29 protein-coding genes are annotated in these 26999 nt (G+C 67.3%); 10 read left to right on the top strand and 19 right to left on the bottom strand.

The window, feature by feature from the left end; translation table 11 throughout:
- Nucleotide 1: 1 nt before the first annotated feature.
- A complete protein-coding gene (locus BM009_RS01360) occupies nucleotides 2-514 on the top strand; it encodes a DUF4402 domain-containing protein (protein ID WP_093293006.1) in 513 nt (170 codons plus the stop codon).
- Between the two features lie 342 nt (nucleotides 515-856).
- Nucleotides 857-2005 (top strand): glycosyltransferase, encoded by a 1149-nt coding sequence (locus BM009_RS01355; protein WP_093293004.1) that lies wholly within the window; start codon nucleotides 857-859, stop codon nucleotides 2003-2005.
- 2 nt (nucleotides 2006-2007) lie between these two features.
- Here BM009_RS01355 and BM009_RS01350 read toward each other — a convergent pair whose 3' ends face one another.
- Both BM009_RS01350 and BM009_RS01345 read right to left on the bottom strand, forming a co-directional pair.
- Nucleotides 2008-3063, bottom strand: a complete 1056-nt coding sequence (locus BM009_RS01350) for a hypothetical protein (RefSeq protein ID WP_093293002.1) — start codon at nucleotides 3061-3063, stop codon at nucleotides 2008-2010.
- Between the two features lie 207 nt (nucleotides 3064-3270).
- Entirely contained in the window at nucleotides 3271-3642 is a 372-nt protein-coding gene (locus BM009_RS01345; RefSeq protein WP_175487850.1) for an acyltransferase, read from the bottom strand.
- 86 nt (nucleotides 3643-3728) lie between these two features.
- On the opposite strand from BM009_RS01345, the gene BM009_RS23065 reads away from it, so the two are divergent.
- Nucleotides 3729-4190, top strand: a complete 462-nt coding sequence (locus BM009_RS23065) for a DapH/DapD/GlmU-related protein (RefSeq protein WP_093292998.1) — start codon at nucleotides 3729-3731, stop codon at nucleotides 4188-4190.
- 141 nt (nucleotides 4191-4331) lie between these two features.
- Here the strand turns inward: BM009_RS23065 and BM009_RS01335 are convergent, their stop codons facing one another.
- Complete coding sequence (locus BM009_RS01335) at nucleotides 4332-5006, bottom strand: OmpW/AlkL family protein (protein WP_093292996.1); 675 nt, start codon at nucleotides 5004-5006, stop codon at nucleotides 4332-4334.
- Between the two features lie 178 nt (nucleotides 5007-5184).
- On the opposite strand from BM009_RS01335, the gene BM009_RS01330 reads away from it, so the two are divergent.
- Together BM009_RS01330 and BM009_RS01325 are read left to right on the top strand one after the other, a co-directional pair.
- Nucleotides 5185-5919, top strand: a complete 735-nt coding sequence (locus BM009_RS01330) for a Crp/Fnr family transcriptional regulator (RefSeq protein ID WP_175487849.1) — start codon at nucleotides 5185-5187, stop codon at nucleotides 5917-5919.
- Nucleotides 5920-5998: 79 nt separating this feature from the next.
- Nucleotides 5999-6799, top strand: coding sequence for a universal stress protein (locus tag BM009_RS01325; RefSeq protein ID WP_093294549.1), 801 nt, complete (start codon nucleotides 5999-6001; stop codon nucleotides 6797-6799).
- A 114-nt stretch (nucleotides 6800-6913) separates the two neighbouring features.
- On the opposite strand, the gene BM009_RS01320 is transcribed toward BM009_RS01325, so the two are convergent.
- Complete coding sequence (locus BM009_RS01320; protein WP_010543335.1) at nucleotides 6914-7171, bottom strand: SWIB/MDM2 domain-containing protein; 258 nt, start codon at nucleotides 7169-7171, stop codon at nucleotides 6914-6916.
- Between the two features lie 261 nt (nucleotides 7172-7432).
- On the bottom strand, nucleotides 7433-7828 hold the full coding sequence (locus BM009_RS01315) for a BLUF domain-containing protein (RefSeq protein ID WP_093292992.1): 396 nt from the start codon (nucleotides 7826-7828) through the stop codon (nucleotides 7433-7435).
- A 284-nt stretch (nucleotides 7829-8112) separates the two neighbouring features.
- Between BM009_RS01315 and leuA the strand changes: the two genes are divergently transcribed.
- A complete protein-coding gene (gene leuA / locus BM009_RS01310; RefSeq protein WP_093292990.1) occupies nucleotides 8113-9771 on the top strand; it encodes a 2-isopropylmalate synthase in 1659 nt (552 codons plus the stop codon).
- Nucleotides 9772-10313: 542 nt separating this feature from the next.
- Here the strand turns inward: leuA and BM009_RS01305 are convergent.
- The 10 genes from BM009_RS01305 to miaA all read right to left on the bottom strand — a co-directional run bounded on the left by BM009_RS01305 (nucleotide 10314) and on the right by miaA (nucleotide 19780).
- Nucleotides 10314-12038 carry a methyl-accepting chemotaxis protein gene (locus tag BM009_RS01305; protein ID WP_254772100.1) on the bottom strand — a complete coding sequence of 575 codons (1725 nt, stop codon included), beginning with the start codon at nucleotides 12036-12038 and terminating at the stop codon, nucleotides 10314-10316.
- Nucleotides 12039-12188: 150 nt separating this feature from the next.
- Nucleotides 12189-12554 (bottom strand): dihydroneopterin aldolase, encoded by a 366-nt coding sequence (locus BM009_RS01300; RefSeq protein WP_093292986.1) that lies wholly within the window; start codon nucleotides 12552-12554, stop codon nucleotides 12189-12191.
- Nucleotides 12547-13320, bottom strand: a complete 774-nt coding sequence (locus tag BM009_RS01295) for an SDR family oxidoreductase (protein ID WP_093292984.1) — start codon at nucleotides 13318-13320, stop codon at nucleotides 12547-12549. The genes BM009_RS01300 and BM009_RS01295 overlap by 8 nt, the downstream gene beginning before the upstream one ends.
- Nucleotides 13320-13940, bottom strand: coding sequence for a GTP cyclohydrolase I FolE (gene folE, locus BM009_RS01290; protein WP_093292982.1), 621 nt, complete (start codon nucleotides 13938-13940; stop codon nucleotides 13320-13322). Before folE ends, BM009_RS01295 begins: the two co-directional genes overlap by 1 nt.
- Nucleotides 13941-14016: 76 nt before the next feature.
- Nucleotides 14017-14616 (bottom strand): TMEM175 family protein, encoded by a 600-nt coding sequence (locus tag BM009_RS01285; RefSeq protein WP_093292980.1) that lies wholly within the window; start codon nucleotides 14614-14616, stop codon nucleotides 14017-14019.
- Nucleotides 14617-14680: 64 nt separating this feature from the next.
- On the bottom strand, nucleotides 14681-15280 hold the full coding sequence (locus tag BM009_RS01280) for a YceI family protein (RefSeq protein WP_093292978.1): 600 nt from the start codon (nucleotides 15278-15280) through the stop codon (nucleotides 14681-14683).
- Between the two features lie 97 nt (nucleotides 15281-15377).
- On the bottom strand, nucleotides 15378-16397 hold the full coding sequence (ilvC, locus tag BM009_RS01275) for a ketol-acid reductoisomerase (RefSeq protein WP_093292976.1): 1020 nt from the start codon (nucleotides 16395-16397) through the stop codon (nucleotides 15378-15380).
- A 50-nt stretch (nucleotides 16398-16447) separates the two neighbouring features.
- Nucleotides 16448-16963: an acetolactate synthase small subunit gene (gene ilvN, locus BM009_RS01270; RefSeq protein ID WP_093292974.1), complete on the bottom strand. Its 516-nt coding sequence runs from the start codon at nucleotides 16961-16963 to the stop codon at nucleotides 16448-16450.
- A 47-nt stretch (nucleotides 16964-17010) separates the two neighbouring features.
- Nucleotides 17011-18756, bottom strand: a complete 1746-nt coding sequence (locus BM009_RS01265) for an acetolactate synthase 3 large subunit (RefSeq protein WP_093294547.1) — start codon at nucleotides 18754-18756, stop codon at nucleotides 17011-17013.
- Between the two features lie 91 nt (nucleotides 18757-18847).
- A complete protein-coding gene (gene miaA / locus BM009_RS01260) occupies nucleotides 18848-19780 on the bottom strand; it encodes a tRNA (adenosine(37)-N6)-dimethylallyltransferase MiaA (RefSeq protein WP_093292972.1) in 933 nt (310 codons plus the stop codon).
- On the opposite strand from miaA, the gene serB reads away from it, so the two are divergent.
- Nucleotides 19773-20651, top strand: coding sequence for a phosphoserine phosphatase SerB (gene serB / locus BM009_RS01255; RefSeq protein ID WP_093292970.1), 879 nt, complete (start codon nucleotides 19773-19775; stop codon nucleotides 20649-20651). The genes miaA and serB overlap by 8 nt on opposite strands.
- A 4-nt stretch (nucleotides 20652-20655) precedes the next feature.
- Here serB and BM009_RS01250 read toward each other — a convergent pair whose 3' ends face one another.
- Both BM009_RS01250 and BM009_RS01245 read right to left on the bottom strand, forming a co-directional pair.
- Nucleotides 20656-21447, bottom strand: coding sequence for a MipA/OmpV family protein (locus BM009_RS01250; RefSeq protein ID WP_093292968.1), 792 nt, complete (start codon nucleotides 21445-21447; stop codon nucleotides 20656-20658).
- Nucleotides 21448-21461: 14 nt separating this feature from the next.
- Nucleotides 21462-22358 (bottom strand): SPOR domain-containing protein, encoded by an 897-nt coding sequence (locus tag BM009_RS01245; protein ID WP_093292966.1) that lies wholly within the window; start codon nucleotides 22356-22358, stop codon nucleotides 21462-21464.
- A gap of 134 nt (nucleotides 22359-22492) precedes the next feature.
- Between BM009_RS01245 and BM009_RS01240 the strand changes: the two genes are divergently transcribed.
- The 3 genes from BM009_RS01240 to BM009_RS01230 are packed head-to-tail and all read left to right on the top strand — an operon-like array spanning nucleotide 22493 to nucleotide 24752.
- Nucleotides 22493-23206, top strand: coding sequence for a ParA family protein (locus BM009_RS01240; RefSeq protein ID WP_093292964.1), 714 nt, complete (start codon nucleotides 22493-22495; stop codon nucleotides 23204-23206).
- A 5-nt stretch (nucleotides 23207-23211) separates the two neighbouring features.
- Nucleotides 23212-23532: a hypothetical protein gene (locus tag BM009_RS01235; protein WP_093292962.1), complete on the top strand. Its 321-nt coding sequence runs from the start codon at nucleotides 23212-23214 to the stop codon at nucleotides 23530-23532.
- Nucleotides 23529-24752, top strand: a complete 1224-nt coding sequence (locus BM009_RS01230) for an SPOR domain-containing protein (protein ID WP_093292960.1) — start codon at nucleotides 23529-23531, stop codon at nucleotides 24750-24752. The genes BM009_RS01235 and BM009_RS01230 overlap by 4 nt, the downstream gene beginning before the upstream one ends.
- A gap of 4 nt (nucleotides 24753-24756) precedes the next feature.
- On the opposite strand, the gene BM009_RS01225 is transcribed toward BM009_RS01230, so the two are convergent.
- Nucleotides 24757-25977, bottom strand: a complete 1221-nt coding sequence (locus BM009_RS01225) for a dihydroorotase (protein WP_093292958.1) — start codon at nucleotides 25975-25977, stop codon at nucleotides 24757-24759.
- Nucleotides 25974-26963: an aspartate carbamoyltransferase catalytic subunit gene (locus tag BM009_RS01220; protein WP_093292956.1), complete on the bottom strand. Its 990-nt coding sequence runs from the start codon at nucleotides 26961-26963 to the stop codon at nucleotides 25974-25976. The genes BM009_RS01225 and BM009_RS01220 overlap by 4 nt, the downstream gene beginning before the upstream one ends.
- Nucleotides 26964-26999: the final 36 nt, after the last annotated feature.

The following is a 26999-nucleotide window of genomic DNA, read 5'->3' as shown; positions in this document are numbered from 1 at the left end:
GATGCTCCTCCGCAAACTATGCCCGGCGCTCGCGCTTCTTCTGCCGCACGCCGCGATGGCGCAGGCTGCCGACACCGCAACGGGATCGCTGACGATCGTGCAGCCGCTCACGATCACGAAGGACGCGGATCTTCGGTTCGGCAGCATCGTGAAGCCGTCGACCAGCGGATCGGTCGCGATCTCCACGGCGGGCGCGCGGAGCGTCACCGACGGGGTACAGGCATTGAGCGCAGGGGACACGCCGCAAGCCGCGCGGTTCACGGTCGCAGGCGCCGGCGGCCGCGCGCTGTCGATCCAGATTCCGCCTTCGATCACGCTCAGCAGCGGCACGCATGCGTTGCTGGTCACCACGACGAGCAATCTCACCGGGTCATTGGCGGCGCAGGTGCTCAGCGGCACGCCGGAAGCGTCGGGGAGCCTGGAAGTCCGGGTGGGCGGCAGCGTCGCCCTCACCAGCACCACCGAGCCGGGAACCTATATGGGCGTACTGACGGTGTCGGCGGCGTATAACTGAGAGAGACTCTCCGAGCGTCGTCTGGCACGCCGAATGGCGACGGTCCTCTTGCGTCCTCGCGGGCACAGCGGCCGGCCTTTCTCCAGCGCTACAGAAGCGCGCGCCGGATCCGACCCGAACGCGTGATCCCGTGAAGACGCAGCGGCCTCCAGCCCGCACGATGCTTTGCGTCTACCAAGTCCGCGGAAATAGGATAGACAGTCGGCCGAAGACTTGAGGGGGCAAGTATGACGCTATCGGCGCGGGGTGGGGCTCGCAACTCTGGCTGTGCACCTGGTGTCCAGGCCTCGAGCGCGCCACCGTCGGCAAGGCATCCCGGAGCGCCGGAGGATCGGTGAAGAGATGACCGCGCCTACGGTCCTGCACATCAGCTTCGATTTCCCGAGCCCCCTGGCAGCCCCTCACATGACCCGCGCGGTCGAGCGGCTGGTCGACAGCGCCGACGGGTTTCGCAACATCGTCTACAGCATGACGCGCGTGGGCAATCTCGGTCGCGAGATCGCCGCCCTGCGCTACGCACCCGATCGGGTCGCCATCGCCTATCGTGCGCTGCCCAAGGGGCTGGGGTTGCGCCACGCGATGGCACGGCTGGCGCAGTGGATCGCCGCCGATCTGCGTGGCCAGGGTATCGGCGTCGATCTCATCCATGCGCACAAGCTGACGACCGACGGGATCGTCGCCAGCCTGCTCGCCCGCGAGTTCGGCGTGCCCTATCTGTGCAGCATCTGGGGCGATGCGGACGGCTGGGTGTGGCGCGGACGCCCCGACCTGCACGGCCAGTGGCGCGAGATCGCAGCCTCGGCGCGCGCGCGCATTGCCACCGCGCCCTGGGCGGTCAAGCGCTTTTCGAAGATGCTGCGTCTGCCGCCGGACGCTTTCGCCGTGCTGCCGGTCATGGGCGGGGTGGCGGAGCCGACTCCATCGACCGTCTCCAGCGACCGCATCATATCGCTCTTCCATCTTGCGCATTGGCGGCGGAAGGGCGTCACCCAGTTGATCCCGGCGATGCAGGCCGCCGCCGATGCAGGCGCAGGCTGGCAGCTCGACATCGTCGGCGGGGGCAATGCGCGCAGCCATCTCGAGGTAGACCGGCTGATCGCGCGTGCCGGCGCGCGCGCGCGGGTGCAACTGTGCGGACCGGTACCCAACGGATCGGTACGCGAACTGCTCGGCGGCAGTGCGATGCTGGCGCTGCCGAGCCAGCAGGAGACGTTCGGCATGGTTTTCGTCGAGGCGCTGTTCGCCGGCATTCCCGTGCTCTATCCCGCCGGCTGGGCGATCGACGGCTATCTGCCGCCCGAACGGATCGGCTATGCCTGCCGCGCCGACGATCCCGCCGACATCGCCGCAGGCCTGCGGCACGTCATGGCGAACCAGCAGCCATTGAAGGAGTCGATCGCCCGGCTGCAAGCCGAGGGCGCGCTGACGCGGTTTGCCCCGCACAGTATCGCCCTCGACTATCGCCGCCACCTGTCAGCGGCGCTTGGCTGAGGTTACTTCAGCGCCGTGCACCAGGTACGCAGGCAGGGCACGAGGTGCTCGAGATAGGGGCGCAGCATGCCGCTGGCGCCGCCGGCGCGCGACGCCACATTCTCGGTGAACTCGGCCATCATCGTCAGATAGTCGGCGGGCGCGACCTCGGCCGACAGGCTGAAGATCTCGATCGCCTCCTGGTTGACCATGTGGGCGATATGCTCCTGCCAGATGTTGCGCTGCATGTCCCCGGCCTTGCGATGGCCGATCATCGGGGCGCCGACGGTGAGCGTATCGCCGGCACGATCGACCAGCATCTTCAGAATGAAGCCGCCCCAGATGTCGCCATAGCGGTCGATCATCCAGTGCGGCAGCACCGGCACGTGCATCGGCAGCTGGTAGACCGCCGGGGTCACCTTGCGCCGGAACTGCATGTTCATCGAGCAGACCGAGACCAGCGCGCCGGGCGCGATTGCCGCAGAGGGGATGGCGAGATCGACTTCGGGCCAGCGCCACTGCGGCCCGTTGATCTTGTCGATGCCGTTGACGTCGAACGCATCGGTCCACAAGCCGAGGTTGAAGATCGGCGCCTTCGCGTTGGTCGCGTCGCCAACCGAGGCCCGCTGATAGTCGCCGCGGCACTCATAGGGAAAGCCGCGCGGGAACAGATTGTCCGGCGTGCCTGCATACAGGTCGAGGATGTTGAGGTGGCGCATGCCTTCGCCGACCACCGGGCGCGGCGCGGCGGTGAGCGCCTCCGTCACTTCGGCGAAGAAGTTCTGCGACGTGACTTCGCAGTCGTCGTCCAGCGCGACAATGATCTCGTCATCATCGCTCTCGTGCCACGCGACGTAGAAGCCGAAGTCGCGGCAGGCGCCGTTGCGGCGCGGGAACCATGCATCGGCATCGCCGAGCATCCGCTTCCGATCTTCCCAGGTGTAGATGCGGAAGCTCGGATGATCGACCGTGACCGTGCCCGGCGAATCGTCGACGACGACGAAGCGCGCGCCAGCATCGATCAGCGGGGCGAGATATTCCAGCGATACCGAACGATTGGAGGGAACCACAACGATCATGGTTTAAAGCCCTTTATGTTGGATGAGATGAATGGGGAGTACGCATACTGATATTTGCGACCCTTCAAGTTCTTTTGAGTAGTTGTAAGGGTGTTTGATGCGAGCATGCGCTCACGCCTTGGAAACTGTTCCGATGTGAGCGGCGGTTATGCTGGTTTCAGCCGATGAAATGCTGACAGTAGTCGAGGATAGTAGAGGCGAGGTGCCTCAAATCGCATCCACGCTTGGCGCGATCAGCTTCCCCGGGTTTCCGCGGACCGTGGCTCCGTCCGGCACGTCTTCCGTCACCACGCTGCCGGGAAGCACGACCGCGCCCTTGCCGACCTTGAGCCCCGGCAGGACGATGGCGCGGGCGCCGAGCGTCGCGCCCTCGCCGATATAGGTGTGCAGCCAGACCCTGGTGGCGATGTCGTGCGTCAGCACGACGGCCTGTTCGCCGATCGCGGCACCGGCCGCGATGTGCACGCCTTTCGGAAAGGTGCGGTCGATGAGCGCGCTGTTAGCGATGTCCGCGCTCGGATGAATATCCATCCCCCAGACGCGCGTCTGGACAAAGCGCCGCAATTTGCGAGCGAACATGTGATCTGGAAGCCCCCCCCGGAGTAATCGCATATCCGAGTAAGGCTCTTCCCGATTCGCCTCAACCCGGAATATGCTGGCGCATCATGTTGCGCTCGCTCGATCAATTGGATTTCATCCGCCTGCCATTATACGCCCTGCGACGATGGTGGCTGCAGCGGCGGTACGGCGTCGTGATCCATCCGAGTTCGCGCATTTCGTTGCAGGGCAGGATCATTTCCGGCGGGCCTGGCTGCATTCTGGTGGGACGCGACACGATGATCGCGTTCAAGACGCTGCTCGTCGCGCGCGAAGGGAAGGGCGTCGTTCGGCCGATCGTGATCGGGGACCGCTGCCTGATCGGCGGCGGGGCGATGATCCTGCCCGGCGTGACGATCGGCGACGGCTGCGTGATCGGCGCCGGCGCCGTCGTGGCGGACGACGTGCCGTCCGGATGCATCGCAGTCGGCAACCCCGCGCGTGTCGTGCGCCGCGGGATCGAGACCGCAAGGTTCGGGCGGCTTCAGGGGGTGGTCGGCAATGAAGGCCGTGATCCGCTTCCGGAATAGCCGCTGGACTGCGGCTCCCGCGTGGCGCCGAAACGCCTTGCCGCCCGGAGCGAAGAAGGGGAGCCGCGCGCCCCGGCACACGGCTCCCCAGTCACTCCCCCGCTGGAGGGGTAAGCGGTCGCAAGCGGGGGAAAGCGCCGATCAGAAGCGGGTGCCGACGCCGAAGCCGAACACCAGCGGGTTGATGTCGACCTTGGTCTGGTTGATCGCGCCGCCGGTGTTGAGCCGGGCGGTGGTGCTCATGTCGATGTACTTCACGTCGAGGTTCAGGAAGAACTTCTTGTTGAGATCGATGTCCACACCCGCCTGCAGTGCATAGCCGACGCTGTCCTTCAGCGAGAGGCTGGTTTGGCCGATCGCCTTGTTGAGCGAGTCGCTGGTCTTCGCCGAATAGAAGGTGGTGTAGTTGATGCCCGCGCCGAGATAAGGGCGCACCGCCGCCTTGGGCAGGAAGTGATATTGCAGCGTCAGCGTCGGCGGCAGCACCCAGGTGTGGCCGACCTTGCCGAGCGCGGAGATCGCCTCGCGGCCCTGGATGTCGTGGCGGGTGCTGGAGACGATCAGCTCGGCGCCGATATTGTCGGTGGCCATATAGGTGAAGTCGACTTCGGGCATCACCGCATCGCCGACGCCGACCCGGGCGGTGGGCAGGGCGGGGGTGATGCCGGTCGACGATTCATTCGGGGCGACGACGATGCCGCGCAGGCGGACCAGCCAGTCGCCGGCTGCGATGCCCGCTCGGTCCTGTGCCTGGGCGCTCGCAGTGGAGGCCAGCAGACCGGCAGCGGCCAGACCGACAAAAAGCGAAGTACGCATGGTTCATTTCTCCTCGTGTTCGACGAGGCACCGGGTAGCCGCAAGCATCTCGTGCGGTTTTGATCGGGCGCAACGTTGCGCGTAGGTAATGTTCCCACGGCGGTCCATTGGCCCGCTTGGGACCACTACGTAACGACAATCCGCTCACCCCAGGCGCATGCCACGCGCGGAGGCGGATATGTACATGGATCGAAACCGGCCGGACCTGGGTGCTGCGGAATGGAGCCTGCCGTCGCGCTGCGCGGCGTGCGGCGTGCGGATGGCGTCGCTGTGCGGCGGCATTTCGGCGGGCGCGCTGGAGGCGCTTCATCGGATCGGCCGCAAGCGCGTGCTGCGCCGGGGCGAGGCGCTGATCTGGCAGGGCGACATCGCCGAGCAGGTCGGCATTCTCCACCACGGGCTGGTCAAGCTCTCCGCCTCGCTGGAGGACGGGCGCGAGCAGATGCTGGGGCTCGCCTTTCCGGCGGATTTCGTCGGCGCGATCGGCGATCGGCCGTCGAGCCACTGCGTCACCGCACTGACCGAGACCGAGCTTTGCGTCTTTCCGCGCAGCGCGCTGCCAGGCCTGGTCGAGGCGCATCCCGATGTCGGCCAGGCGCTGCTGACCCGCGCCTATGACGAGCTCGACCAGCTGCGGAAATGGATGCTGCTGCTCGGCCGCAAGTCCGCCGAGGAGCGCGTCGCCAGCCTGCTGCTGCAGTTTGCGGCGCGCGGCACCTGCAGCCCGGGCGCGCCGGTCGCGCTGCCGCTCACCCGCCAGCAGATGGCCGAGCTGCTCGGGCTGACGATCGAGACGGTCAGCCGCAAGCTGACCGCGATGAAGCGCGACGGCGTCATCGCGCTGCCCGATCTGCGCAGCTTCGTGATCCTCGATGCCACGGCGCTCGCCGTGTTGGCGGCCGAGACTCCGTAACTAACCGCATGTCGGCGTGCAGTGCATCTGCCTAGCCTGGCTTCATCCACGAAGAAGACCGGATGAAATGGAGGCGACCATGAAGAATATACTCGTTCTGATGCATGACGACGCCGGACAGGAGGCGCGGTTCCAGGCCGCGCTCGACTTGACGCGCGGGCTGGAAGGGCATCTGCGCTGCGTCGATATCGCGATGGTGCCGGCCTATGTCGGCGATTATGTCGAATTCGGCGGCGGTGCGGCATTGCTCGCCGACGAGCAGACCCGCGAAGCGGCCAACCGCGTGCGGATGGAAGGGCGGCTGAAGATCGAGGACGTGCCCTATGACTGGGTGGACGCGACCGGCTTCGCCCGCGAATGCCTGCGCGACGCGACCGCGCTCGCCGACCTGGTGGTGCTCAACCGCGAGCTCGACAAGGTCGACTATCCGGACATGCGCGACCTGATCTGCGATACCATCCTCAAGACCGGCAAGCCGATCGTCGCGGTGCCGGAAAAGACGCTGGGGTTCGATCTCTACGGCCATGCGGTGGTGGCGTGGGACGGTTCGCGCACGGCCGAGGCGGCGCTGCAGGCGACGGTGTCGCTGCTCAAGCACGCTGGGACGGTGACGATCCTGGTGGTCGACGAAGGTTCGCTGCGATTACCGGCGGCGGAGGCAGCGGAATATCTGTCGCGCCACGGTATCCGGCCGGAGGTGCAGGTGGTGCCCAAGACCGATACGGTGGGCGGCGCGATCCTCGGCGTCGTCGGGGCGTTCAAGGCTGCCTATCTGGTGATGGGCGGGTTCGGTCACAGCCGCTTCCTTGAAGCGGCATTCGGCGGGGTGACGCGGCGGATGCTGGTCGAAAGTCCCGTGCCGCTGGTGCTGGCGCACTGACGCGGGCGAATCGGGAACAGTCTCCCACATCTCGAAAAAGAAAAGGGGCAGGCAACCCTGGATGCCTGCCCCTCTTGCTGTTCGCGCGGCCCGAACAGGCCGCTACGTCCTCGCTTACTTGACGTGCTTGGCGAGGTGCTTGTTCATTTCGAACATGGTGGCCTTGTCGCCGCCGAAGATCGGCTTCAGCGTGTCGTCGGCCAGGATTTCGCGCTTGTTCGCAGGGTTCTGCAGGTTGTTCTTCTTGATATATTCCCACACCTTGCTGACGATCTCGCTGCGCGGCAGATCGGCGGTGCCCACAATCTTCGCCAGTTCGGGCGAAGGGGTAACCGGCTTGGCAATGCCACCGCGTGCTTTGGTCTCGGCCATCGTGTCTAACTCCTGTTCGTACCCCTTATTGGGGCTATTCCTTCGTCAGCGCCTCGGGATTGAGAGGCTTCCTCCCCCTTGTCGCAACCAACGATGTACTGCGGTTCGTGCGGTGATGCACGCCCCTGTACGCCTTTGATCGTGCGAAACGGCTTCTGTCCAGCGCAGACCGCACCGAAGCGCGGCGAACCGCTGTTTTGCGGCGCTGCGGTGGTGCAGCCGGGCAACACTTTGCGGGGAAGACGCAGTAATATTGCGCGTTCAGGCCAGGACGCGAGCCTGGACAAGCCCTTCGAAGGTGCCGCGGACGTCCGGCGACGCGCCCGCCGTAAGCCGTTGGACATCCGCAAAGAAGCCGGCTGCGTCCGCACCGGGTGCGCGATGCGCCATTTCCCAGTGGCCGAACTCGCGCCGATCGACGATCCGGCGGGAGAGCAATACGATCGCACGATGCCGCGGATCGCGGTTGATGCGGGCATAGGCCGCTTCGACCGCGTCCTCGGGGCCTTCGAGCGCCTGGAGGAAGCGGCCGCCATCCGCGTAGAGAAGGCCGCTGATCCGATCGCGCGCGTTGTTGCGGCGGGAGACGGTCAGTATGTCCTGCGTAGGGCATGGGGCGGCCGGATTGGCGGAACTGATATAGACGAGCTGCAGCATGGAAATCCTCTCCTGCGAGCACGCTTCTTCGGCGTATATTGGTTAATAACAGATCAAGATCGCAAAAGCTCCCTTGTTTTGCAGGTGTTTAGTCCAAGCTGGACAAAATCCGACAATTGCGGCACATGGATCCGGTGATCGACGCCCTGCGCCTTACCCTGCGACTTATCCGCCCTTAGGGGCCGATTTCGCACGCGCGCGTCTCCCCTAAGGGCAAACCGGAACTTCCCTATCGCATCACGGCTGCGCTAGGCGCGGCCAGACCTTGAAGAGAGACACGGCCCATGTTGCGCGATCCCAGCGTCAAATATCGTCCCTTCCCCCAGGTGGATCTGCCCGATCGCCAATGGCCCAGCCGCACCATCACCAAGGCGCCGCGCTGGCTCTCCACCGACATGCGCGACGGCAACCAGGCGCTGATCGATCCGATGGACGGCGAGAAGAAGACGCGCTTCTTCGAACTGCTGGTGAAGGTAGGCCTCAAGGAAATCGAAGTCGGCTTCCCGAGCGCGGGGGCGACCGAGTTCGACTTCATCTCCGGGCTGGTGCGCGAAGGCAAGGTGCCCGACGACGTGATCGTCCAGGTGCTCACCCAGTCGCGCCGCGACCTGATCGAGACCAGCTTCCAGTCGCTGAAGGGCGCCAAGCAGGCGATCGTCCACCTCTACAACGCGGTCTCGCCCGCCTGGCGCCGCATCGTGTTCGGCATGAGCCGCGACGAAGTCCGCCAGATCGCCATCGAGGGCGCCAAGGTACTGCGCGACGAAGCCGCCAAGCAGCCCGATACCGAATGGCATTTCGAATATAGCCCCGAGACCTTCTCCACCGCCGAGCTCGATTTCTCGGTCGAGGTCTGCGAGGCGGTGATGGACATCCTGCGCCCGACGCCGGAGCGCCCGCTGATCCTCAACCTGCCGGCGACGGTGGAGGCGGCGACGCCCAACATCTATGCCGACCAGATCGAATGGTTTGGCCGCAACATCCGCAACCGCGACAGCGTCGTCATCAGCTTGCACACGCATAACGACCGCGGCACCGGCGTTGCTGCGTCCGAACTGGGCCTGCTGGCGGGTGCCGACCGCGTCGAAGGCTGCCTGTTCGGCAATGGCGAGCGCACCGGCAATGTCGATCTGGTGACGCTGGCGCTCAACATGTACACCCAGGGGCTCAACCCCGGTCTCGACTTCTCTGACATCGACGAGGTGATCCAGACCGTCGAATATTGCAACCAGCTCCCCGTCCATCCGCGCCACCCCTATGCCGGCGACCTGGTGTTCACCGCCTTCTCGGGCAGCCACCAGGACGCGATCAAGAAGGGCTTCGCCTCCCAGGCGGCGCGCAACGACCAGGTCTGGGATGTGCCGTATCTGCCGATCGATCCCAAGGATCTCGGCCGCGACTATGAGGCGGTGATCCGCGTCAATTCGCAGTCGGGCAAGGGTGGCGTCGCCTGGGTGCTCGAGCAGGACAAGGGCCTCAAGCTGCCCAAGCGGATGCAGGCCGAATTCTCCAAGCACGTCCAGGCACTGGCCGACGAGACCAGCCGCGAGCTCAACGCCGCCGATATCTGGGGCCTGTTCGAGCGGGTGTACCTGCCCGGTGAAAAGGATCAGATCACCCTGGTCGATTATGAGGAAACGGGCGCCGCGGGCAGCCGCGTGTTCGTGGGGCGCATCTCGATCGATGGCGCTGCGCAGTCGATCTCGGGACGGGGCAACGGCCTGATCTCTGGCGTGGTCGATGCGCTGGCGGGCTCCACCGGGCCCCGGTTCGACGTGGTGGACTATAGCGAGCACGCGATCGGCGGTGGTGCCGATGCGCAGGCGGCAGCCTATGTCGAGTGCCGTACCGAGGATGGCCGTACCGTGTTCGGCGTAGGCATCGATGCGGATATCGCCACCGCTTCGGTGCGCGCAGTGCTCAGCGCCGCCAACCGAGCCTGACCCGAAATCCTCCCCCGCCAGGGGGAGGTGGCGCCGAAGGCGACGGAGGGGGAGGGCTGCGACCAACTAGCCGTCCTACTTCCTCCCCCTCCGTCAGGCTGCGCCTGACACCTCCCCCTGGCGGGGGAGGATGGTCGCGAGTCGACCTGCCCACGAGCGGGGGTGACCAGGTATTTGGGCATTAGCGGTTGCGCTGCGCCGGCGGGCCAGGATTTCTGGATCGTGATCCTCCCCCGCCAGGGGGAGGTGGCGCCGAAGGCGACGGAGGGGGAGGGCTGCGACCAACTAGCCGTCCTGCTTCCTCCCCCTCCGTCAGGCTGCGCCTGACACCTCCCCCTGGCGGAAAGGGCAATCGCACCCGGCCAGAATACGACGTCATCCCGCGAAGGCGGGGATCCATTGGCGCTGTTGCCCAGGTTCTTTCCCCCAGCGCTCAGGGCAATGGATTCCCGCCTTCGCGGGAATGACGATGGTATTTTGAAGCCGCAAACCAGTGGCTTCCAACGTGATCGCCCTGCCGTGGCGGAGGAGGACCGTAGGGGTCAGTGCACCGTCGCCAGCTCACCCGTGTGGACAGCGGCGCGCGTGCCAGTGGTGCGGTCGAAGCGGAAGGCGCCGGCGCGCTGGGCGAGGGCGTTGACCTCGCTCGACAGGTTGCGGATCGCCGCCGAGGTTTCCTCGACCATCGCCGCGTTCTGCTGCGTCACCAGGTCCATGCCCTTCATTGCGGTCGAGACCTGGCTTACCGCCGCCGACTGGGCGTGGTTGTCATGGTCGATCGCGGCGATCAGGTTGTGCACCGCCTCGACGTCGCCGGAGATCGTATCCAGTGCCGTATCCGTGTCGTGCACGGCATCGGCGGCCTGGAGAATGTCGGCCTGGGTCTCGCTGAGCATGTCGCGGGCCTGCTTGGCCTGGTCCTCGGCGCGGAGTGCCAGCGCGGCGACGAGGTCGGCGACGACCATGAAGCCGCGCCCCGCCTCGCCGGCACGGCCGGCCTCGACCGCTGCGTTCATCGCGAGCACGCGGGTCTGGAAGGCGATCTTGTCGAGGCCTTCGATCACGCCGTCGATATTCTTGGCGCTGCCGCTCGCGCGGTCCATCGCCTGCACGGCGCGGGCGGTGGTGCCGCGGCCGTCGCGGAGCGCCGTGGTCGCCTCGCCGGCGCGCTTCACTGTGTTGTCGGCGGCGATCATCGTGGCGCGCAGCCGTTCCTCGATCTTCGCCAGCGCTTCGGTCGCCTGGGCGAGATTGGCCGCGCTCTTTTCGGTGCGGTGTGCCAGATCCTCGGAGCCGTGCGCGACCTCGGACGAGGTGTTGCGGATATTGTCGGCGCTCTCGCTGACCAGCTGCACGCGGGCGCGCAGCGAGGCGATCGCCTCGTTGATGTTCTGCCGCAGCACTTCATATTCGGCCGGGAAGCGCTGGTCGATCGTGCGGCTGAGATCGCCTTCGCGCAGCGCCAGCAGGCCGTTGCCGAGCACCTCGGTGACTTCCCGCTGCTCCTCGAGCTTGCGCGCGTCGGCCTCGCTCTGCGCGGCGGCGGCCGCGCGGTAATGTTCGAGCCCGGAGGCGATACGGCCCATTTCGTCGGTGCGATCCTGATAGGGGATCGCCGCCACTTCGCCCTTGGCGAGACGATCGGTGAGCGCGGACAGCGTGCCGACGGGCTCCAGCACCCGGCGATACATGGTGATGTAGAAATGCGCCGCCTGGCCGCCGACGATCAGCGCCAGCACCAGCACGATGCCGATGGCGAGGTAGAATTCGGATGCGCCGCTGGCGGAGACACGCTGCTGCTCGGCCAGCGCCATGGTGACGAGCTTGTCGACCGCGGCGCGGTGCGTTTCGTAGATGCCGGCGAGCTTGGCGTAGCTGGCTTCCACCGCCGCACGGTCGCCCTTGCGGGCGGCGGGCAGGAAGTTCTGGTCGAGCTCGTTCCAGAAGGCCTGGGCTGCCGGGTGCGCCTGCTGGAGCAGCTGGCTGCGCAGGCTCTCGTCTACCCGTGCCTTCTGCCAATAGGTGTTGCGCTCCAGGTAGAGCTTGTGCAGCCCCTCCAGCTTCTCGGCATGCGTGCCCACCGTTTCGGGACTGCGTGCGATCAGCGTCGCTTCGAGGAACGGCTCGATGATATATTCGGGGGGCGGGAGGATGTCAGCGATCAGTTCGGCATTGACCTGCTGCTGCAGCTGCACCTCGCCGCCCATGCGGATGCGATCCAGCCGCCAGGCCGCCAGCGAGCCGCCGACAACCAGAAGCGCCATCATGGCTAGGGCGCTGTTGCGAACGAAACTTGCAATCGACATCCACGATCCTCTGGTGACAGGCGCACGCGTCCCCCAAGCGGACCTTCGACGGGGAAGGCCTTTCGGTAGATTATAGGGGGGAGGATCGGGGCGAGATGCCCTGATTCGGGATTATTCCTGCATATTCGTAAGAATACGGACCACCTCGCAACCGACCCGCGCGTCCGGGTAGATGTCCTGCTTGGCGGAGCGCACGCGGACCTGGACGACGCGCGGATCGCGCATCGCCAGCGCCGCGACTTCCTCGCACAGCACTTCCTGCAATTCGAAATGGCGCGAGCGGACAAGGGCGTGGATGCCTTCGCGGAGAAAGTCGTAATCGACCACCGCGTCGATCCGGTCCTCGGGCACCGCAGGATAGCGGCAGGTCATCGCCACGTCGATGCGGACGCGCTGGGGGGCGGCGCGCTCATGCGCATGGATGCCGAGGCCCATCGAAACCTCCAGCGCTTCGAGATGGATCACATAGTCAGGCATCGGGGCGGGTCTCGCGTCCTTCAAACATCACGTCGCTGTCGCGCGTGAGGAAATGCTGGCCGCAATCGACATAGACATTCTGCCCGGTGATGCTGCGGCATTCGAGCAGATGCGCGACCGTCGCGGCGATGTCAGCCGGATCGACCGGGCGGCGCAGCAGGTTCTGGGTGCCGGTACGGGCGAATTCTTCCTCGCTCTGGTCGAGGCTGGGCAGGGTAAGGCCCGGGGACACCGCGTTCACCCGCACCCGCGGCGCCAGCTTCTGCGCGAGCATGTGCGTCGCGCCCTGCAGCGCCAGCTTCGAGCAGGTGTAGCTGAAGAAATCCGGATTGAGGTTGCCCACCTTCTGGTCGAGCAGGTTCACGACGGCGCCCTCCGCCAGATCGGCCTGCGCGGCGAGCGCCATGGCGAGCCCTACGGGTGCCGCGAGGTTCACATGCATGTGCCGGTCGAGCAGCGCATAGTCGGCGATCGGCGCCTGATCATAGGCGAACAGCGAGGCGTTGTTGACCACCGCATCGAGGGGGGCGCCGAACGCGGTGCGGCACGCCTCCACCAGCGCGGCGGGGGCAACCGGGTCGGCAAGCTCGGCGCAGACGATCGCGGTCGTAGCGCCGCCCGCGCGCAGTTCGGCGGCGAACGCCTCGGCTTCGTCGGGCGCGTGATGGTGGTGGATCGCTACCGCCCAGCCGCGCGCGGCCAGGCCCCGGCTGATCGCCGCGCCGATCCGTCGTGCACCGCCCGTGACCAGCACCCGCTTCGGCATCAATAGCCCATCAGCTTGAGCACTTCGGCGCGGCTGCGCTCGTCCTCGCGGAACACGCCCATCATCCGGCTGGTGACCATGCCCACGCCCGGCGTGCGCACGCCGCGACCGGTCATGCAGCCATGCTGCGCCTCGATCACCACCGCGACCCCCACCGGGTGGAGGTGGTTCCAGATGCAATCGGCCACTTCCGCGGTGAGCCGCTCCTGCACCTGCAGGCGGCGGGCGAAGGCGTGGAGGACGCGCGCGAGTTTGGAGATGCCGACAACGTGATTCCTGGGCAGATAGGCGATCGATGCCTTGCCGGTAATCGGTGCCATGTGGTGCTCGCAATGTGACTGGAAGGGAATGTCCTTCAGCAGCACGATCTCGTCATAGCCGCCGACTTCCTCGAACACGCGCGAAAGGTGGTGGGCGGGATCCTCGCCATAGCCGGCGCAATATTCCTTCCAGGCACGCGCGACGCGCTGGGGCGTGTCGAGCAGGCCCTCGCGATCGGGATCGTCGCCGGTCCAACGGATCAGGGTGCGGATCGCCTCGGCGACATGCTCGGGTACGGGGATCTTGGGCGGCGGGGCGACGATGTCACCGTCTATGGGGTCATGGTGATGCTCGTGCATGTCTGTCTGTCCTTTCGCCGCGCATGGCGGGTTCGGACCGCAGAAACAGCAAAGTGGCTACAGGTGCAACCCAAGCTCAGCGTTCGAACAGCCGATCGAGCGGCCCGTCGGCAAGGCACCAGAGCAGCGCGACGAGCGCGGCGCAGGCAAGGCCGGCGGCGGGGGAGGCGATCGCTACGGCGAGGCCCGCCAGGTACAGGCCGCAGGCAAGCATGCTCTTGCGCAGCGTGCGGCGGTGGTAGCGCTGCGCTTCGGCCGACTGGGCGCCGGTACGCCGGATCACCCGCTGCAGCCAATTATAGGCGAAGGAGGGAAGGAGCATCACCAGCATGTAGAGCAGGGTCGCCTCGCCGCTGAAATGCTGCTCGCCGAGATAGGCGGTGGCGAAGGGGATCAGCGACAGGGTGAACAGCAGCACGATGTTCGACCAGAGCAGCGCGTTGCCGGCGCGGGTGGCGAACTGGAACAGCTTGTGGTGGTTCACCCAGTAGATCGCCACATAGGCGTAGCTGAGCGCATAGGCGAGGAAGACGGGCCATTGCGCCGCCAGCGCAGCGAGCCCGGGCCGTTCGGGCGCGTGCAGCTCCAACACCATGATCGTGACGATGATGGCGATCACGCCATCCGAAAACGCCTCGACTCGCTTGGCGCCGTCGCGGCCTTCCTGGTCCTGCATATCCGTTCTCCTGCCCGCGCCGGTGGTGGCGCAGGCAGGAGGGCAGGGCAACTAAACCAAGGGTTTACTTGGCCGAGAACGCCGCGTTGATGTGCAGCTTCACTTCGTCCGAGACGAAGGGGACATATTTGTCCATGCCGAACGCGCTGCGGCTGATCGTGGTGGTCGCCTCGAAGCCGAAGTTCAGCTTCTTCATCATCGGGTTGGTGCCCGCGCCGACCAGCGTGGTGTCGAGCGTGACGGGCTTGGTGACGCCGTGCAGCGTCAGGTCGCCGGTGATCTGCGCCTTGGTGCCGCTGACGACGACCTTGGTCGAGACGAAGCGGATCGTCGGATACTTGGCCGCATCGAAGAAGTCCGGCGAAGCCAGGTGCTTGTCGAGCGCCGCGACGGTGGTGACGATGCCGCTGGTCGGGATGGTGATGTCCAGCTTGGCGTCGTTCGGCTTGGCCGGATCGATCGTCAGCGAGCCCGTCGCGCCGCCGGCCTGGCCGGTGAACTGGCTGAAGCCGAAGTGGTTGACGGTGAAGTCGACCTGGGTGTGGCCGGTATCGACCGCATAGGTGCCGGCGGGAACGCGGCTGGCGTCGGCCTGGCCGGGCAGTTCCTGGGCGAAGGCGACCGGAGCGGCCGCGAAAAGAGCGAGAGCAAGGAGAGCGCGCATGGATGTTCCCTTCGGGGTGGTTGCGTCGCTCCCGTAATGAGGCCGCCGGCCGCGCAAAGCTAGTGCGCAGCCGGCAACCGAGTGTTTCCGCTTGTGATCAGTTCTTCGACTGGTCGACCAGCTTGTTGGCGCCGATCCACGGCATCATCGCGCGCAGCTCGCTGCCGACCTGCTCGATCTGGTGGCGCTTGGCGGCGATGCGGCTGGCCTTCAGCTCGGGCTGGCCGGCGCGGTTGTCGAGCACGAAGTCCTTCACGAAGCGGCCCGACTGGATGTCGGCGAGCACGCGCTTCATTTCCTTCTTGGTCTCTTCGGTGATGATGCGAGGACCGGTCTTGATGTCACCGTACTCGGCGGTGTTCGAGATCGAGTAGCGCATGTTGGCGATGCCGCCCTCATACATCAGGTCGACGATCAGCTTGAGCTCGTGCAGGCACTCGAAATAGGCCATTTCGGGGGCGTAGCCCGCCTCGACCAGCGTTTCGAAGCCGGCTTGGACCAGCGCGGTCGCGCCGCCGCACAGCACGGCCTGCTCGCCGAACAGGTCGGTTTCGCACTCTTCGCGGAAGTTGGTCTCGATGATGCCCGAGCGGCCGCCGCCGACGCCCGACGCATAGGCCAGCGCCACGTCATGCGCGTTGCCCGAGGCGTCCTGGTGGATCGCGATGAGGCAGGGGACGCCGCCGCCGCGGACATATTCGCTGCGCACGGTATGGCCGGGGCCCTTGGGGGCGATCATGATCACGTCGATGTCCGCCGGCGGCTCGATCAGGCCGAAATGCACGTTGAGGCCATGCGCGAAGGCGATCGCCGAACCCGGCTTCATGTTGCCCTTGAGATCGGCCTCCCAGATCGCGGCCTGGTGCTCGTCGGGCGCCAGGATCATCAGGATGTCGGCCCAGGCGGCCGCTTCCTTGTTCGGCAGCACCTTGAAGCCGGCCGCTTCGGCCTTGGCGGCCGAGGCCGAACCCGGGCGGAGCGCGATCGCGACTTCCTTGACGCCCGAATCGCGCAGATTCTGCGCGTGCGCATGGCCCTGGCTGCCATAGCCGAGGATGGCGATCTTCTTGTCGGTGATCAGGTTCAGATCGGCGTCGCGATCATAATAGACACGCATGGTGGTATTCTTCCCTTTCAAATCTGCGGTGCGCGGGTGCGCGGAAAATGTCAGGCGGCTTCGCGGCCGCGCGAGATCGCGACGATACCGGTGCGGGCGACTTCGACCAGCCCCACTTCGCGCATCAGTTCGACGAACTTGTCGATCTTGTCGATCGTGCCGGTGACCTCGAAGACGAAGCTGGAGATGGTCGCATCGACCACGCGGGCGCGATACACTTCGGCGAGGCGCAGCGCCTCGATCCGGTGATCGCCGGTGCCGACAACCTTGATCAGCGCCAGCTCACGCTCGACATGCTCGCCCTTGGCCGTGAGATCGACCACCTTGTGCACCGGCACCAGCCGATCGAGCTGGGCGATGATCTGCTCCATCACCGGCGCCGACGCGAAAGTGACGATGGTGATGCGGCTGATCAGATCGTCGTCACTGACCTCCGACACGGTGAGCGACGAGATATTGTAGCCGCGCGCCGTGAACAGGCCGGCGATCCGCGCGAGGATGCCGGGCTCGTTATCGACGATGACCGCCAGCGTGTGGCGCTCGATGGCTTCTTCCTTGATGTGCATTTCTACCCCTTCGATCCTGCCCTGTCAGGAGCGGACCTATGTTCCGGTCAAACCAGCGCCTTGGCCTCGTCGTCCATTTCGCCGGAGACTTCGCTCGCCTGGAGCAGCATCTCGGTATGGGCCGCGCCCGACGGGATCATCGGGAAGCAATTGGCCAGCTTGGCCACGCGGCAATCGACCAGCACCGGGCCGTCATGGTCGAGCATCGCCTGGATGCCGTCGTCCAGCTCCGCGCGCTTCTCGATGCGGATGCCCTTCCAGCCATAGGCTTCGGCCAGCTTCACGAAGTCGGGCAGCGCATCGGAATAGCTCTCCGAATAGCGCGACTGGTAGGTCAGCTCCTGCCACTGGCGGACCATGCCCATATATTCGTTGTTGAGAATGAAGATCTTCACCGGCAGCCGATATTGCGTAGCGGTCGCAAGTTCCTGAATGTTCATCTGGATCGAGGCCTCGCCGGCGATGTCGATGACGAGATCGTCCGGATTGCCCAGCTGCGCACCGATCGCCGCCGGCAGGCCATAGCCCATCGTGCCGAGACCGCCGCTGGTCAGCCACTTGTTCGGCGCCTCGAAGCCGAAATGCTGGGCCGCCCACATCTGGTGCTGGCCGACCTCCGTCGTGATGATCGGCGCGCGGTGCTTGGTCGCCTCGTACAGCGCACGGATCGCCCGCTGCGGCATGATCGTCTCGCCCGCCTCGGGGAAGTCGAGGCAGCGCTGGGCGCGCCAGCCCTGGATGCGGCTCCACCATTCGCCCAGATCGGGCTTGGGATGGGCGCGCGCCTTCCAGCTCGCCACCATCGCGTCGAGCGCACGGGCGCAATCGGCGATGATCGGCAGGTCGACGCGGACATTCTTGTTCACGCTCGACCGATCGATATCGATATGGACCTTGCGGCTGTTCGGCGCGAATGCGTCCAGCCGGCCGGTGACGCGATCGTCGAAGCGCGAGCCGACCGCGATGATCAGGTCGGCCTGGTTCATCGCCATATTGGCTTCATAGGTGCCGTGCATGCCCAGCATGCCCAGCCACTGGTCCGACGAGGCGGGCAGGGCGCCCAGGCCCATCAGCGTGGAGGTGACCGGCGCACCGGTGAGCGCCGCCAATTCGCGCAGCAGGCGCGTGGCTTCCGGCCCGGAATTGATGATGCCGCCGCCGGTATAGAAGATCGGACGCTCGGCCGCCGCCAGCATGTCCACCGCTTCCTGGATCTTCGCCGCGTCGGGCTCGGTCTGCGGGCGATAGGTCTTGTGCTGGATCGGGCCCGGCGCCTCGTAGCGCGCGGTGGCGACCTGGACGTCCTTGGGGATGTCGATCACAACCGGGCCCGGACGGCCCGAGGTGGCGATGTGGAACGCCTCATGGACCGTCGCGCCCAGCAGCTCCGGCCGCTTCACGAGGTAATTATGCTTGGTACAGTGGCGGGTGATGCCGACGGTGTCCGCTTCCTGGAACGCGTCGGTGCCGATCAGCGCCGTCGGCACCTGGCCGGTGATGACGACCATCGGGATAGAATCCATCAGCGCGTCGGTGATGCCGGTGATCGCGTTGGTAGCCCCCGGGCCCGAGGTGACGAGGACGACGCCCGGCTTGCCGGTCGAACGGGCATAGCCTTCGGCTGCATGGGTCGCGGCTTGCTCGTGGCGGACCAGGATGTGCTTGATCCGGCCCTGCTTGAACAGGGCATCGTAAATCGGAAGCACGGCACCGCCCGGATAGCCGAACACGACTTCCACCCCGAGATCGGTCAAAGCCTCGATCAGGATGTCTGCGCCGCTCTTCTCGGTCACCTTTGCCTCCACGCCATCGCAAATGAGTTACTGTACGGAAACTATCCGTCGGAGAGGGGCTGCTAACCGCACGAATATGATAGGTCAACCCCTAAAGAAATAATTTCGTTTCAATTTGTAGAAGATTTTTGTACGTATCCGTCTCCGCCGTCACCTCCCACCCCCCTGGAGGCTGGCGGCGGAACCAGGTGTACTGGCGTTTGGCATATTGGCGGGTGGCGGTGGCGCCCGCTTCCTGCGCCTGTTCCGCTTCCCATTCGCCCCGCAGCACCTTGCCGATCTCGTCGACGCCGATCGCGCGCAGCACGGGCGCATCGGCGGGAATGTCGGTACGGGCGAGCAGGGCGCGGACCTCGTCTTCCGCGGTGGCGAGCATCGTGGCGAAGCGGCGATCGATCCGCTCGCCCAGCCAGGCGCGATCGGGCAGCAGGATCATCGCGGCAAGCTGGACTGCGTCGCCGATGCCGCCCTCGCGGCGATCCTGCCAGTCGGCAAGCGTGCGGCCGGTCGAGCGGACGACCTCAAGGGCTCGGGCAACGCGGGTGGTGTCGGTCGCGTGCAGACGCGCGGCAGCGGCCGGGTCGGCGAGGGTGAGCGCTGCGTGTGCCTCGGCGACAGGCATGGCGCGGATCTCGGCGCGGATCTCGGGGGCGATCTCAGGGATCGGCGCGATGCCGTCGATCAGCGTGCGCAGATAGAGCCCGGTGCCCCCGACCAGGATCGGCAGGCGATCTGCTGCATGGGCCTCGGCGATCACGGCGCGGGCTTCGGCTGCCCAGCGCGCGGCGGAACAGGCTTCCGCGCCGTCGATATGGCCGAACAGCCGATGCGGCGCGCGCGCCTCTTCCTCCTCGGAAGGGCGAGCGGTGAGGATGCGGAGATCGGCGTAGACCTGCATCGAGTCGGCATTGATCACGGTGCCGCGGTGCTTTTCGGCGAGCGCGAGCGCCAGCGCGGACTTGCCGCTGGCCGTCGGCCCTGCAATGAGCGCAACGCGCGGAAGTCCAGGGGAAATCATGTTCATTGCGACGCTGATAGCAGAAGGTCTCACGTCAGGGCAGCTGGAGGCGGCCAGGGATCGCCTCGCGTCTGCGGGGTGCGCGCCCGGCAGCTGGCGCTGGCTCGATGCGGGCTTCGCGGCGGACCTGCCCTTCGATGCGCAGCCCGACGCTGCTCGCGCCGCGCTGGAAGATGCGGTCGCCGGTGCCGACGTGATCGTGCAGGTGGAGGCGCACCGCGCGAAGAAGCTGCTCGTCGCCGACATGGATTCGACGATGATCACCGTCGAGTGCATCGACGAGCTCGCCGACTATGCCGGCATCAAGCCGCAGATCGCCGAAGTGACCGAGCGGGCGATGCGCGGCGAGCTGGACTTTGCCGAGGCGCTCGATGCGCGTGTCGCGCTGCTCAAGGGGCTGGCCGAGACCGCGATCGACCAGTGTCTCGAAGAACGCGTGCGGCTGATGCCGGGTGCCGAGGCGCTGGTGAAAACCATGCGTGCCCGCGGGGCTCATACCATCCTCGTCTCGGGCGGCTTCACCCGCTTCGCCGAGCCGGTGGGCAAGCAGATCGGCTTCGATCGCCGCATCGCCAATGTGCTGGAGATCGACGGTGGCAAGCTCACCGGCACCGTCACCAGGCCGATCGTCGACAGCAGCACCAAGGAGACGACGCTGCTCGGCGCGATGGCCGAGCTGGGCCTCGCGCCGGAGCAGACCATGGCGGTGGGCGACGGCGCCAACGACCTGGCGATGATCCGCAAAGCCGGGCTGGGCGTCGCCTATCATGCCAAGCCGATCGTCGCCGCCGCTGCCGGCGCGCGGATCGACCATGGCGACCTGACGGCTTTGCTCTATGCCCAGGGCATCGCCCGCGCCGATTGGGTCGTCGCCTGAGGCCTTATCGTACCCCGCGCCCGAAGGTATAGCTGAGCGCGAGACCGCCGTAGAACTGGTTCTTCGAGCCGTAGCGTTCGGTGATCGGCGAGCGCGACGCATCGCCGGTCAGCCGGTCATAGGCGAGATAGCCATAGAGGCCCCAGCGCGTCGTCAGCTGGCGGATGCCGGTGGTGGCGAGGCCGACGCTGTGCACGACATTGTCGCCGACCCGGTAGACCGAAAGCCCGGCGGCGGCGTCGCGTTGGGTGACGCCGAAATAGGCGCGGCGATATTTGGCGTCGGACAGGCCCAGGCGCGGGCCGACCGAGATCAGCCAGCGGTCGCCGTCGCGCTGGACGTAGTCGAGCGCGAGCATGCTCACCACGCCCTCATGCCCGCCCGCGCCCTTGCGCAGCTCGGCATAGGCGCGGAGCTTGGGGAGAAGATAATAGCCGGCGAACACCCCCGGCTCGACCGTGAAATCGACCTTGGCGAGGTCCGCGCCGGCGCGCTTGCGGGTGCGGGCGCTCTGGAAGCCGACCACGATGCCAGCCTCCAGTCCATGGCGATTATAGATCGCGATGTTGGGGTTCTCGTCCGCCGCTTCGAATTCGAACTGGTCGTCGCCGCGCGCGCTGGAGAAGTCGAACAGCGGGCGCACCGCATCGTGATCGGCGCCCGGATAGCTTGGCGTCCCCTGCGCACCCACGGCGATGCGATAGCGGCGCGGCGCCTTCTCGCCCGTGTCGGACTGGGCATGGGCGGGCATTGCCAGCGCGAGCAACAGGCCCGCGCTCAAGATGGATCGTTGCATGTTCTTTCTCCCCGTCAATGCTGCACTGCCATGCAGGGTTTGATCGCGCCACAGGCTTTTTCAGCCTCCGCCTGTGACGGGAAGGGTCCGATGAGTAAGCGGGTGAGCTGACCGGACTTGGGATAGAAGGGCTGGCGACCGGGGAAGCGGGTGCGGACCTGCCCCCAGAGCCGTTCGGCGTTGCCTGGCGTGGCGAAGGCGCCGAGCTGGAGCCGCCAGCTGCCGGTGGCGCGCGGTGGCGGCGTCGTTGCCGCGACGGTCGGCTTGGACGCATGGGCGACCGCGACCGGTGGAGCTTGACGAGCAGGGGCGCTCTTCGCGGCCGGGACAGCGGCCGTGCGCGTCTCCCTGGCATAGCGCTGCGCCAGGGCCTGCGCCTGCTGGCGATCGGCAGCCGGAATATACTGGTCCATCTGCGCCAGCGTGCGCGTGGCAGCGTCGAGCCCGCCGGCCGAGGCGCGGAGCATCAGCGCATAGGCACGCACCCAATTCCTGGCGACGCCGTCGCCGTTGAACAACATCACGCCGAGCAGATATTGCGCGCGCGGCTCGCCATGCGCGACGGCACGTTCCAGCCACGGCACTGCGGCCTCGCGCTTGCCGTTCTCGAACAGCATCATGCCGTAATTCGCCTCGCCCAGGTCATGCCCCTGCAGCGCGGCGAGGCGATACCATTTCTCGGCTTCGACCATGTCGACCGGCACGCCGCGCCCGAGCTTGTAGATCTGGCCAACATTATACTGGGCGTCCGGGTCCCCCTTTTCCGCGGCCGGGCGCCAGGCCTGCAGCGCGCCGGCATAGTCGCCGCGATTATAGGCATCGACCCCCGCCTTTACGGCGGCGTCCTGCGCCAGCGCGGGCGGGGTCAGGCCAAGGCTGGCGAGGAGCAACAGGGCGGCAGGCAGGCGCATTGGCGAATCCCCTCTTTGACGGCCGTTCGGACGCGGCGCCCGTGGCTTAGCGGCTTAGAGGGCCCCCGTTAACTCGATCTTATCCGCGGCCGTGGCAGACGGGGCCCGGGTATCCGTCGACGTCGAGAGGGTAGATGCGCGTTCTGGCGCTGGCTTCGCAAAAGGGTGGATCGGGCAAGACGACCTTGTCCGGCCATCTGGCGGTGCAGGCGCAACGCAGCGGCGCCGGCCCGGTGGCGATGATCGACCTCGATCCGCAAGGCTCGCTGACCGACTGGTGGAACGAGCGCGAAGCCGAACTGCCGGCGCTCGCCCAGACCAGCGTGGCCCGGCTTGCCGCCGATCTCGAGCTGCTGCGCCAACAGGGCTTCAAGCTGGTGGTGATCGACACGCCGCCGGCGATTACGCCCGCGATCCTCACCGTGATCCAGGTCGCCGAACTGATCGTCATCCCCACGCGGCCCAGCCCGCACGACCTGCGCGCGGTGGGCGCCACGGTCGAGCTGTGCGAGCGCGCGCACAAGCCGCTGCTGTTCGTGGTCAACGCTGCGACGGCCAATGCCCGGATCACCGCCGAGGCGGCGCTGGCCCTTTCGCAGCACGGCACTGTCGCGCCCATCACGCTCCACCATCGCACCGATTTCGCCGGCTCGATGATCGACGGGCGGACGGTGATGGAGGTCGATGGCGGCAGCAAGTCCGCCGCCGAGGTGGAGAGCCTCTGGGCCTATGTCTCGGACCGGCTCGAGAAGAATTTCCGCCGCACCGTCTTCGCCGCCCCCGCCGCAGCGGCTCCGTTCGCCGCCGCGCGCCCCGCGGGCGGCTTCGGTCGCCGGGTGGTGAATTGAGCGCGATGGACAAGCCGATTGCCTCGCTGAGCGCCGGGCTGCTCGCCCGCAAGGGGCGGGCGCGCAAACCGGTGTTGGCACTCACCGACGGCGACGCCGTGGCCGAACAACTGGCCCGCACCGCGCGCGCGACCAAGGACAAGGCCGCGTTCACCCTCCGCCTCGATGCCGAACGCCGGCTGCGGCTGCGGCTGGCGGCGGCGGTTAGCGGCCGCTCGGCGCAGCAGCTGGTGACCGAGGCGATCGACACGATGCTGGCCGACATGGCCGAACTGGAACCGCTCGCGCGCCGGATCGCCGCGCTCGAAGGACGAGAAACCGCATGAAGTCCCGCAAACTCCTCTCGATCGGCGCGGCGTTGCTCGCGCTGGGCGGCACCGCCGCGACGGGCGTGCTGATGCACGGCGCCGCCTTCGCCAGCGTTGCGCCCAACGCCAAGAAGGCGGCGCGCGAGGCGAAGGCCGCGCAGAAGGCGCTCGCCGCGCACAAGGCGGCCGCCGCCGTCGCCCATGCCGAACAGGCCGTGGCGAACGATCCGCAGCGCGGCGACTATCGCACGCTGCTCGGCCAGGCCTATCTGCTCGCGGGTCGCTTCACCTCGGCCGGACAGGCGCTGCGCGACGCACTGGCGCTGAACCCCGAGGATGGCCGCGCCGCGCTCAACCTCGCGCTTGCCAGCATCGGCACCGGCGACTGGGGCGGGGCGCGGACGCTGCTCCAGGCCCATGCCGCGCGCATCCCCGCGACCGACCTCGGCCTGGCGACCGCGCTCGCTGGCGATCCGAACGCCGCACTCGAGATTCTCGCGCCGGCCGTCCGTGCTCCCGAAGCCACCGCCCGCACCCGGCAGAACTTTGCGCTGGCGCTGGCGCTTGCCGGTCGCTGGGGCGAGGCCAAGGCGGTCGCGGCGATGGACGTCGCGCCCGACCAGCTCAACGCGCGCATGCTGCAATGGGCGAGCTTTGCCCGGCCGGCCAACGCCTATGACCAGGTCGCGGCGGTGCTCGGCGTGCAGGCGGTGCAGGATGGCGGCCAGCCGGTGGCGCTCGCGCTGGCCAAGCAGCCGGATTTTGCCGCCCTGACGCCCACGCCTGTAGTCTCCCCGGAGCCGGAACCGCAACCGGAGCCGATCCCGGTCAGCGAACCCGCGCCCGTGCCGGTGTTCAAGCCGGTGCCGGTCCGCATGGCCAAGCCCAAGACGGTCAAGCCGCTGCCGCCCAAGCCCGCACCGGTCACGGTGGCGAGCGGGCCCTATGTCGTCCAGCTCGGCGCCTTCGCCAATGCAGGCGTCGCGCGCGACGCCTGGCAGAAGCTCAGTGGTCGCGTCGCGGCGCTCCGTCCGCTCAAGCCGCAGGGCGCCACCGTGCCGAGCGGCAAGGCGACGCTCTATCGCCTCTCGGTCGGCGGCTTTGCCCGCAGCGATGCCGACGGCGTGTGCCGCGCGGTCAAGACCGGCGGCGGCAGCTGCTTCGTCCGCATGGCAGCGGGCGACGCGGTGGCGAGCTGGTACAAGCCCGCCGGTCGCGTCGGCATCGCCGCGAGGTGATCGCTCAGACCAGCGTGCCGCCCTTGTAGAGCTGCAGCACCCGGCCCTGTGTCGGCAGGCGATCGAACGGCGTGTTGCCGGCGCGCGCGTTCATCTTGCGCGCATCGATGATCCAGGGCGTTTCCGGATCGAGCACGATCAGGTCGGCCGGCAGCCCCGGCTTGAGCGTGCCGCTCTCCAGCCCGAGGATCTTCGCCGGATTGGCGGCGAGCAGGGCGAACAGCCGGTCGAGGCTCAGCTTGCCGTCGCGCACCAGCGTGAGCGACAGCGCGAGCAGCGTTTCCGCCCCCGCCATGCCAGGCTCGGCATCGGCGAAGGGCAGGCGCTTGGCCTCGGGGCCACGCGGATCATGGCCGGAGGCGATCACGTCGATCGTGCCGTCCGTCACCGCCGCCAGCGCCGCCTGGCGGTCGCTTTCGTCCCGCAGCGGCGGCGAGAGGCGGGCGAAGGTGCGGAAGTCGCTGATCGCGATGTCCGACAGCAGCAGATGCGCCGGCGTGATGCCGCAGGTAACCTGCACGCCGCGGCGCTTGGCGGCGCGGATCAGGTCGAAGCCGGCCGCCGTGGTCACCTGGCGGAAGTGAAGCTTGGCGCCCGTCTCTTCGGCGAGCATCAGGTCGCGGGCGATGGCGAGCGGCTCGGCGATCGAGGGCGCGCTCGGCAGGCCGAGGCGCGCGGCGGTCTCGCCCGCGGTCGCAACGGTGCCGTCCGCCAGCCCGCCATCCTCGGCATGGGCGACCACCGTCAGGTTTAGGTCGCGCGCGTAGAGCAGTGCCTTGCGCATCGTGCCGGTGTTGGCGATCCAGCGCCGGCCCGTGGCGATGGCGCGGGCACCCGCCGAGGCGTTGATCGCGATCTCGGCCAGATCCTCGCCCTTTAAGCCCTGCGTCGCCGCGGCGAGCGGGTGGACCCAGAGCTGCGGCTTGCCCGAGACGGCGGCACGGCGGACGATACCGGGGTCGTCGAGCACCGGCGACTGATCGGGCATGAGGCCGACGCGGGCGATCCCGCCGAAGCGGCAGGCGCCCTTGTCGACCGCGAACACGCCGAGATCGATCAGCGCCGGCGCGAGCATCTTGCCGGCGACGTCGACCACCTCGGCATCACCCGGCGCATCGACCTTGCCGACCGCGGCGATGGTGTCGCCCTCGACGAGCAGGTCGCCTTCGGTAACCCCGCCCTCGGGGCAGACCAGCTTGGCGTTGCGGAAGAGGATGCTGCTCATGCCCAGCCCTCCACGCCGCGCGATCGTCGGGTCAGCACATCGAGGCACGCCATGCGCACCGCCACGCCCATCTCGACCTGTTCGGTGATCGCGCTGCGTTCGGGATGGTCGGCGACGATCGAGTCGATCTCGACGCCGCGGTTCATCGGGCCGGGGTGCATCACCAGCGCGTCGGGCTTGGCGCGGGCGAGGCGTTCGGGGGTGAGGCCGTAGCGCATGTGGAACTCGCGAGTCGAAGGGATGTAGCCGCCGGCCATGCGCTCGTTCTGGACGCGGAGCATCATCACCACGTCGGCGCCTTCCAGCGCGGCATCGAAATCGGTGAAGGGGGTGACGAACATCCGGTCCATCGCCGGCGGCATCAGCGTCGAGGGCGCGACGACGCGCACCTCGGCGGCCAGCGCGGTGAGGGCGAGGATGTTCGATCGCGCGACGCGGCTGTGGAGGATATCGCCGCAAATCACCACCCGTTGACCTGCGACCGAACCGCGGCGGCGGCGGATGGTGAGCGCGTCGAGCAGGGCCTGCGTCGGGTGCTCGTGCCAGCCGTCGCCGGCGTTGAGCACGGGACAGTCGACCTTGTCCGCGATCAGCCGAACCGCGCCCGAGCTGGCATGGCGGATCACGATCACGTCGGCGCGCATCGCGTTGAGCGTCACCGCGGTGTCGATCAGCGTCTCGCCCTTCTTCACGCTGCTCTGCGCGGCGTGCATGTTGACGACGTCGGCGCCCAGCCGCTTGCCCGCGATCTCGAACGACAAGAGCGTGCGCGTCGAGTTCTCGAAGAAGGCGTTGATCTGGGTGAGGCCTTCGAGGCGCTTGTCGCTCTTGGCGCGCGTGCGATTGGCCTCCACCCATTGTTCCGCTTCGTCGAGCAGGAACATGATCTCGTGGGGCTGGAGTCCCGAAATGCCGGTGAGGTGCCGGTGCGGGAAAACGGCGCTGCCCTGTATCTGGGCACCGGGGCGATGATCGGAGGTGTGCATTAAAGCCGCCGCCTAGAGCGGGGGCGGGCCGGGCGC

Source organism: Sphingomonas sp. NFR04 (assembly GCF_900114095.1).
Classification (GTDB): Bacteria; Pseudomonadota; Alphaproteobacteria; order Sphingomonadales; family Sphingomonadaceae; genus Sphingomonas.
Note: the sequence above shows the minus strand (reverse complement) of the source record. Positions and strands in the feature narration are given on the sequence as shown.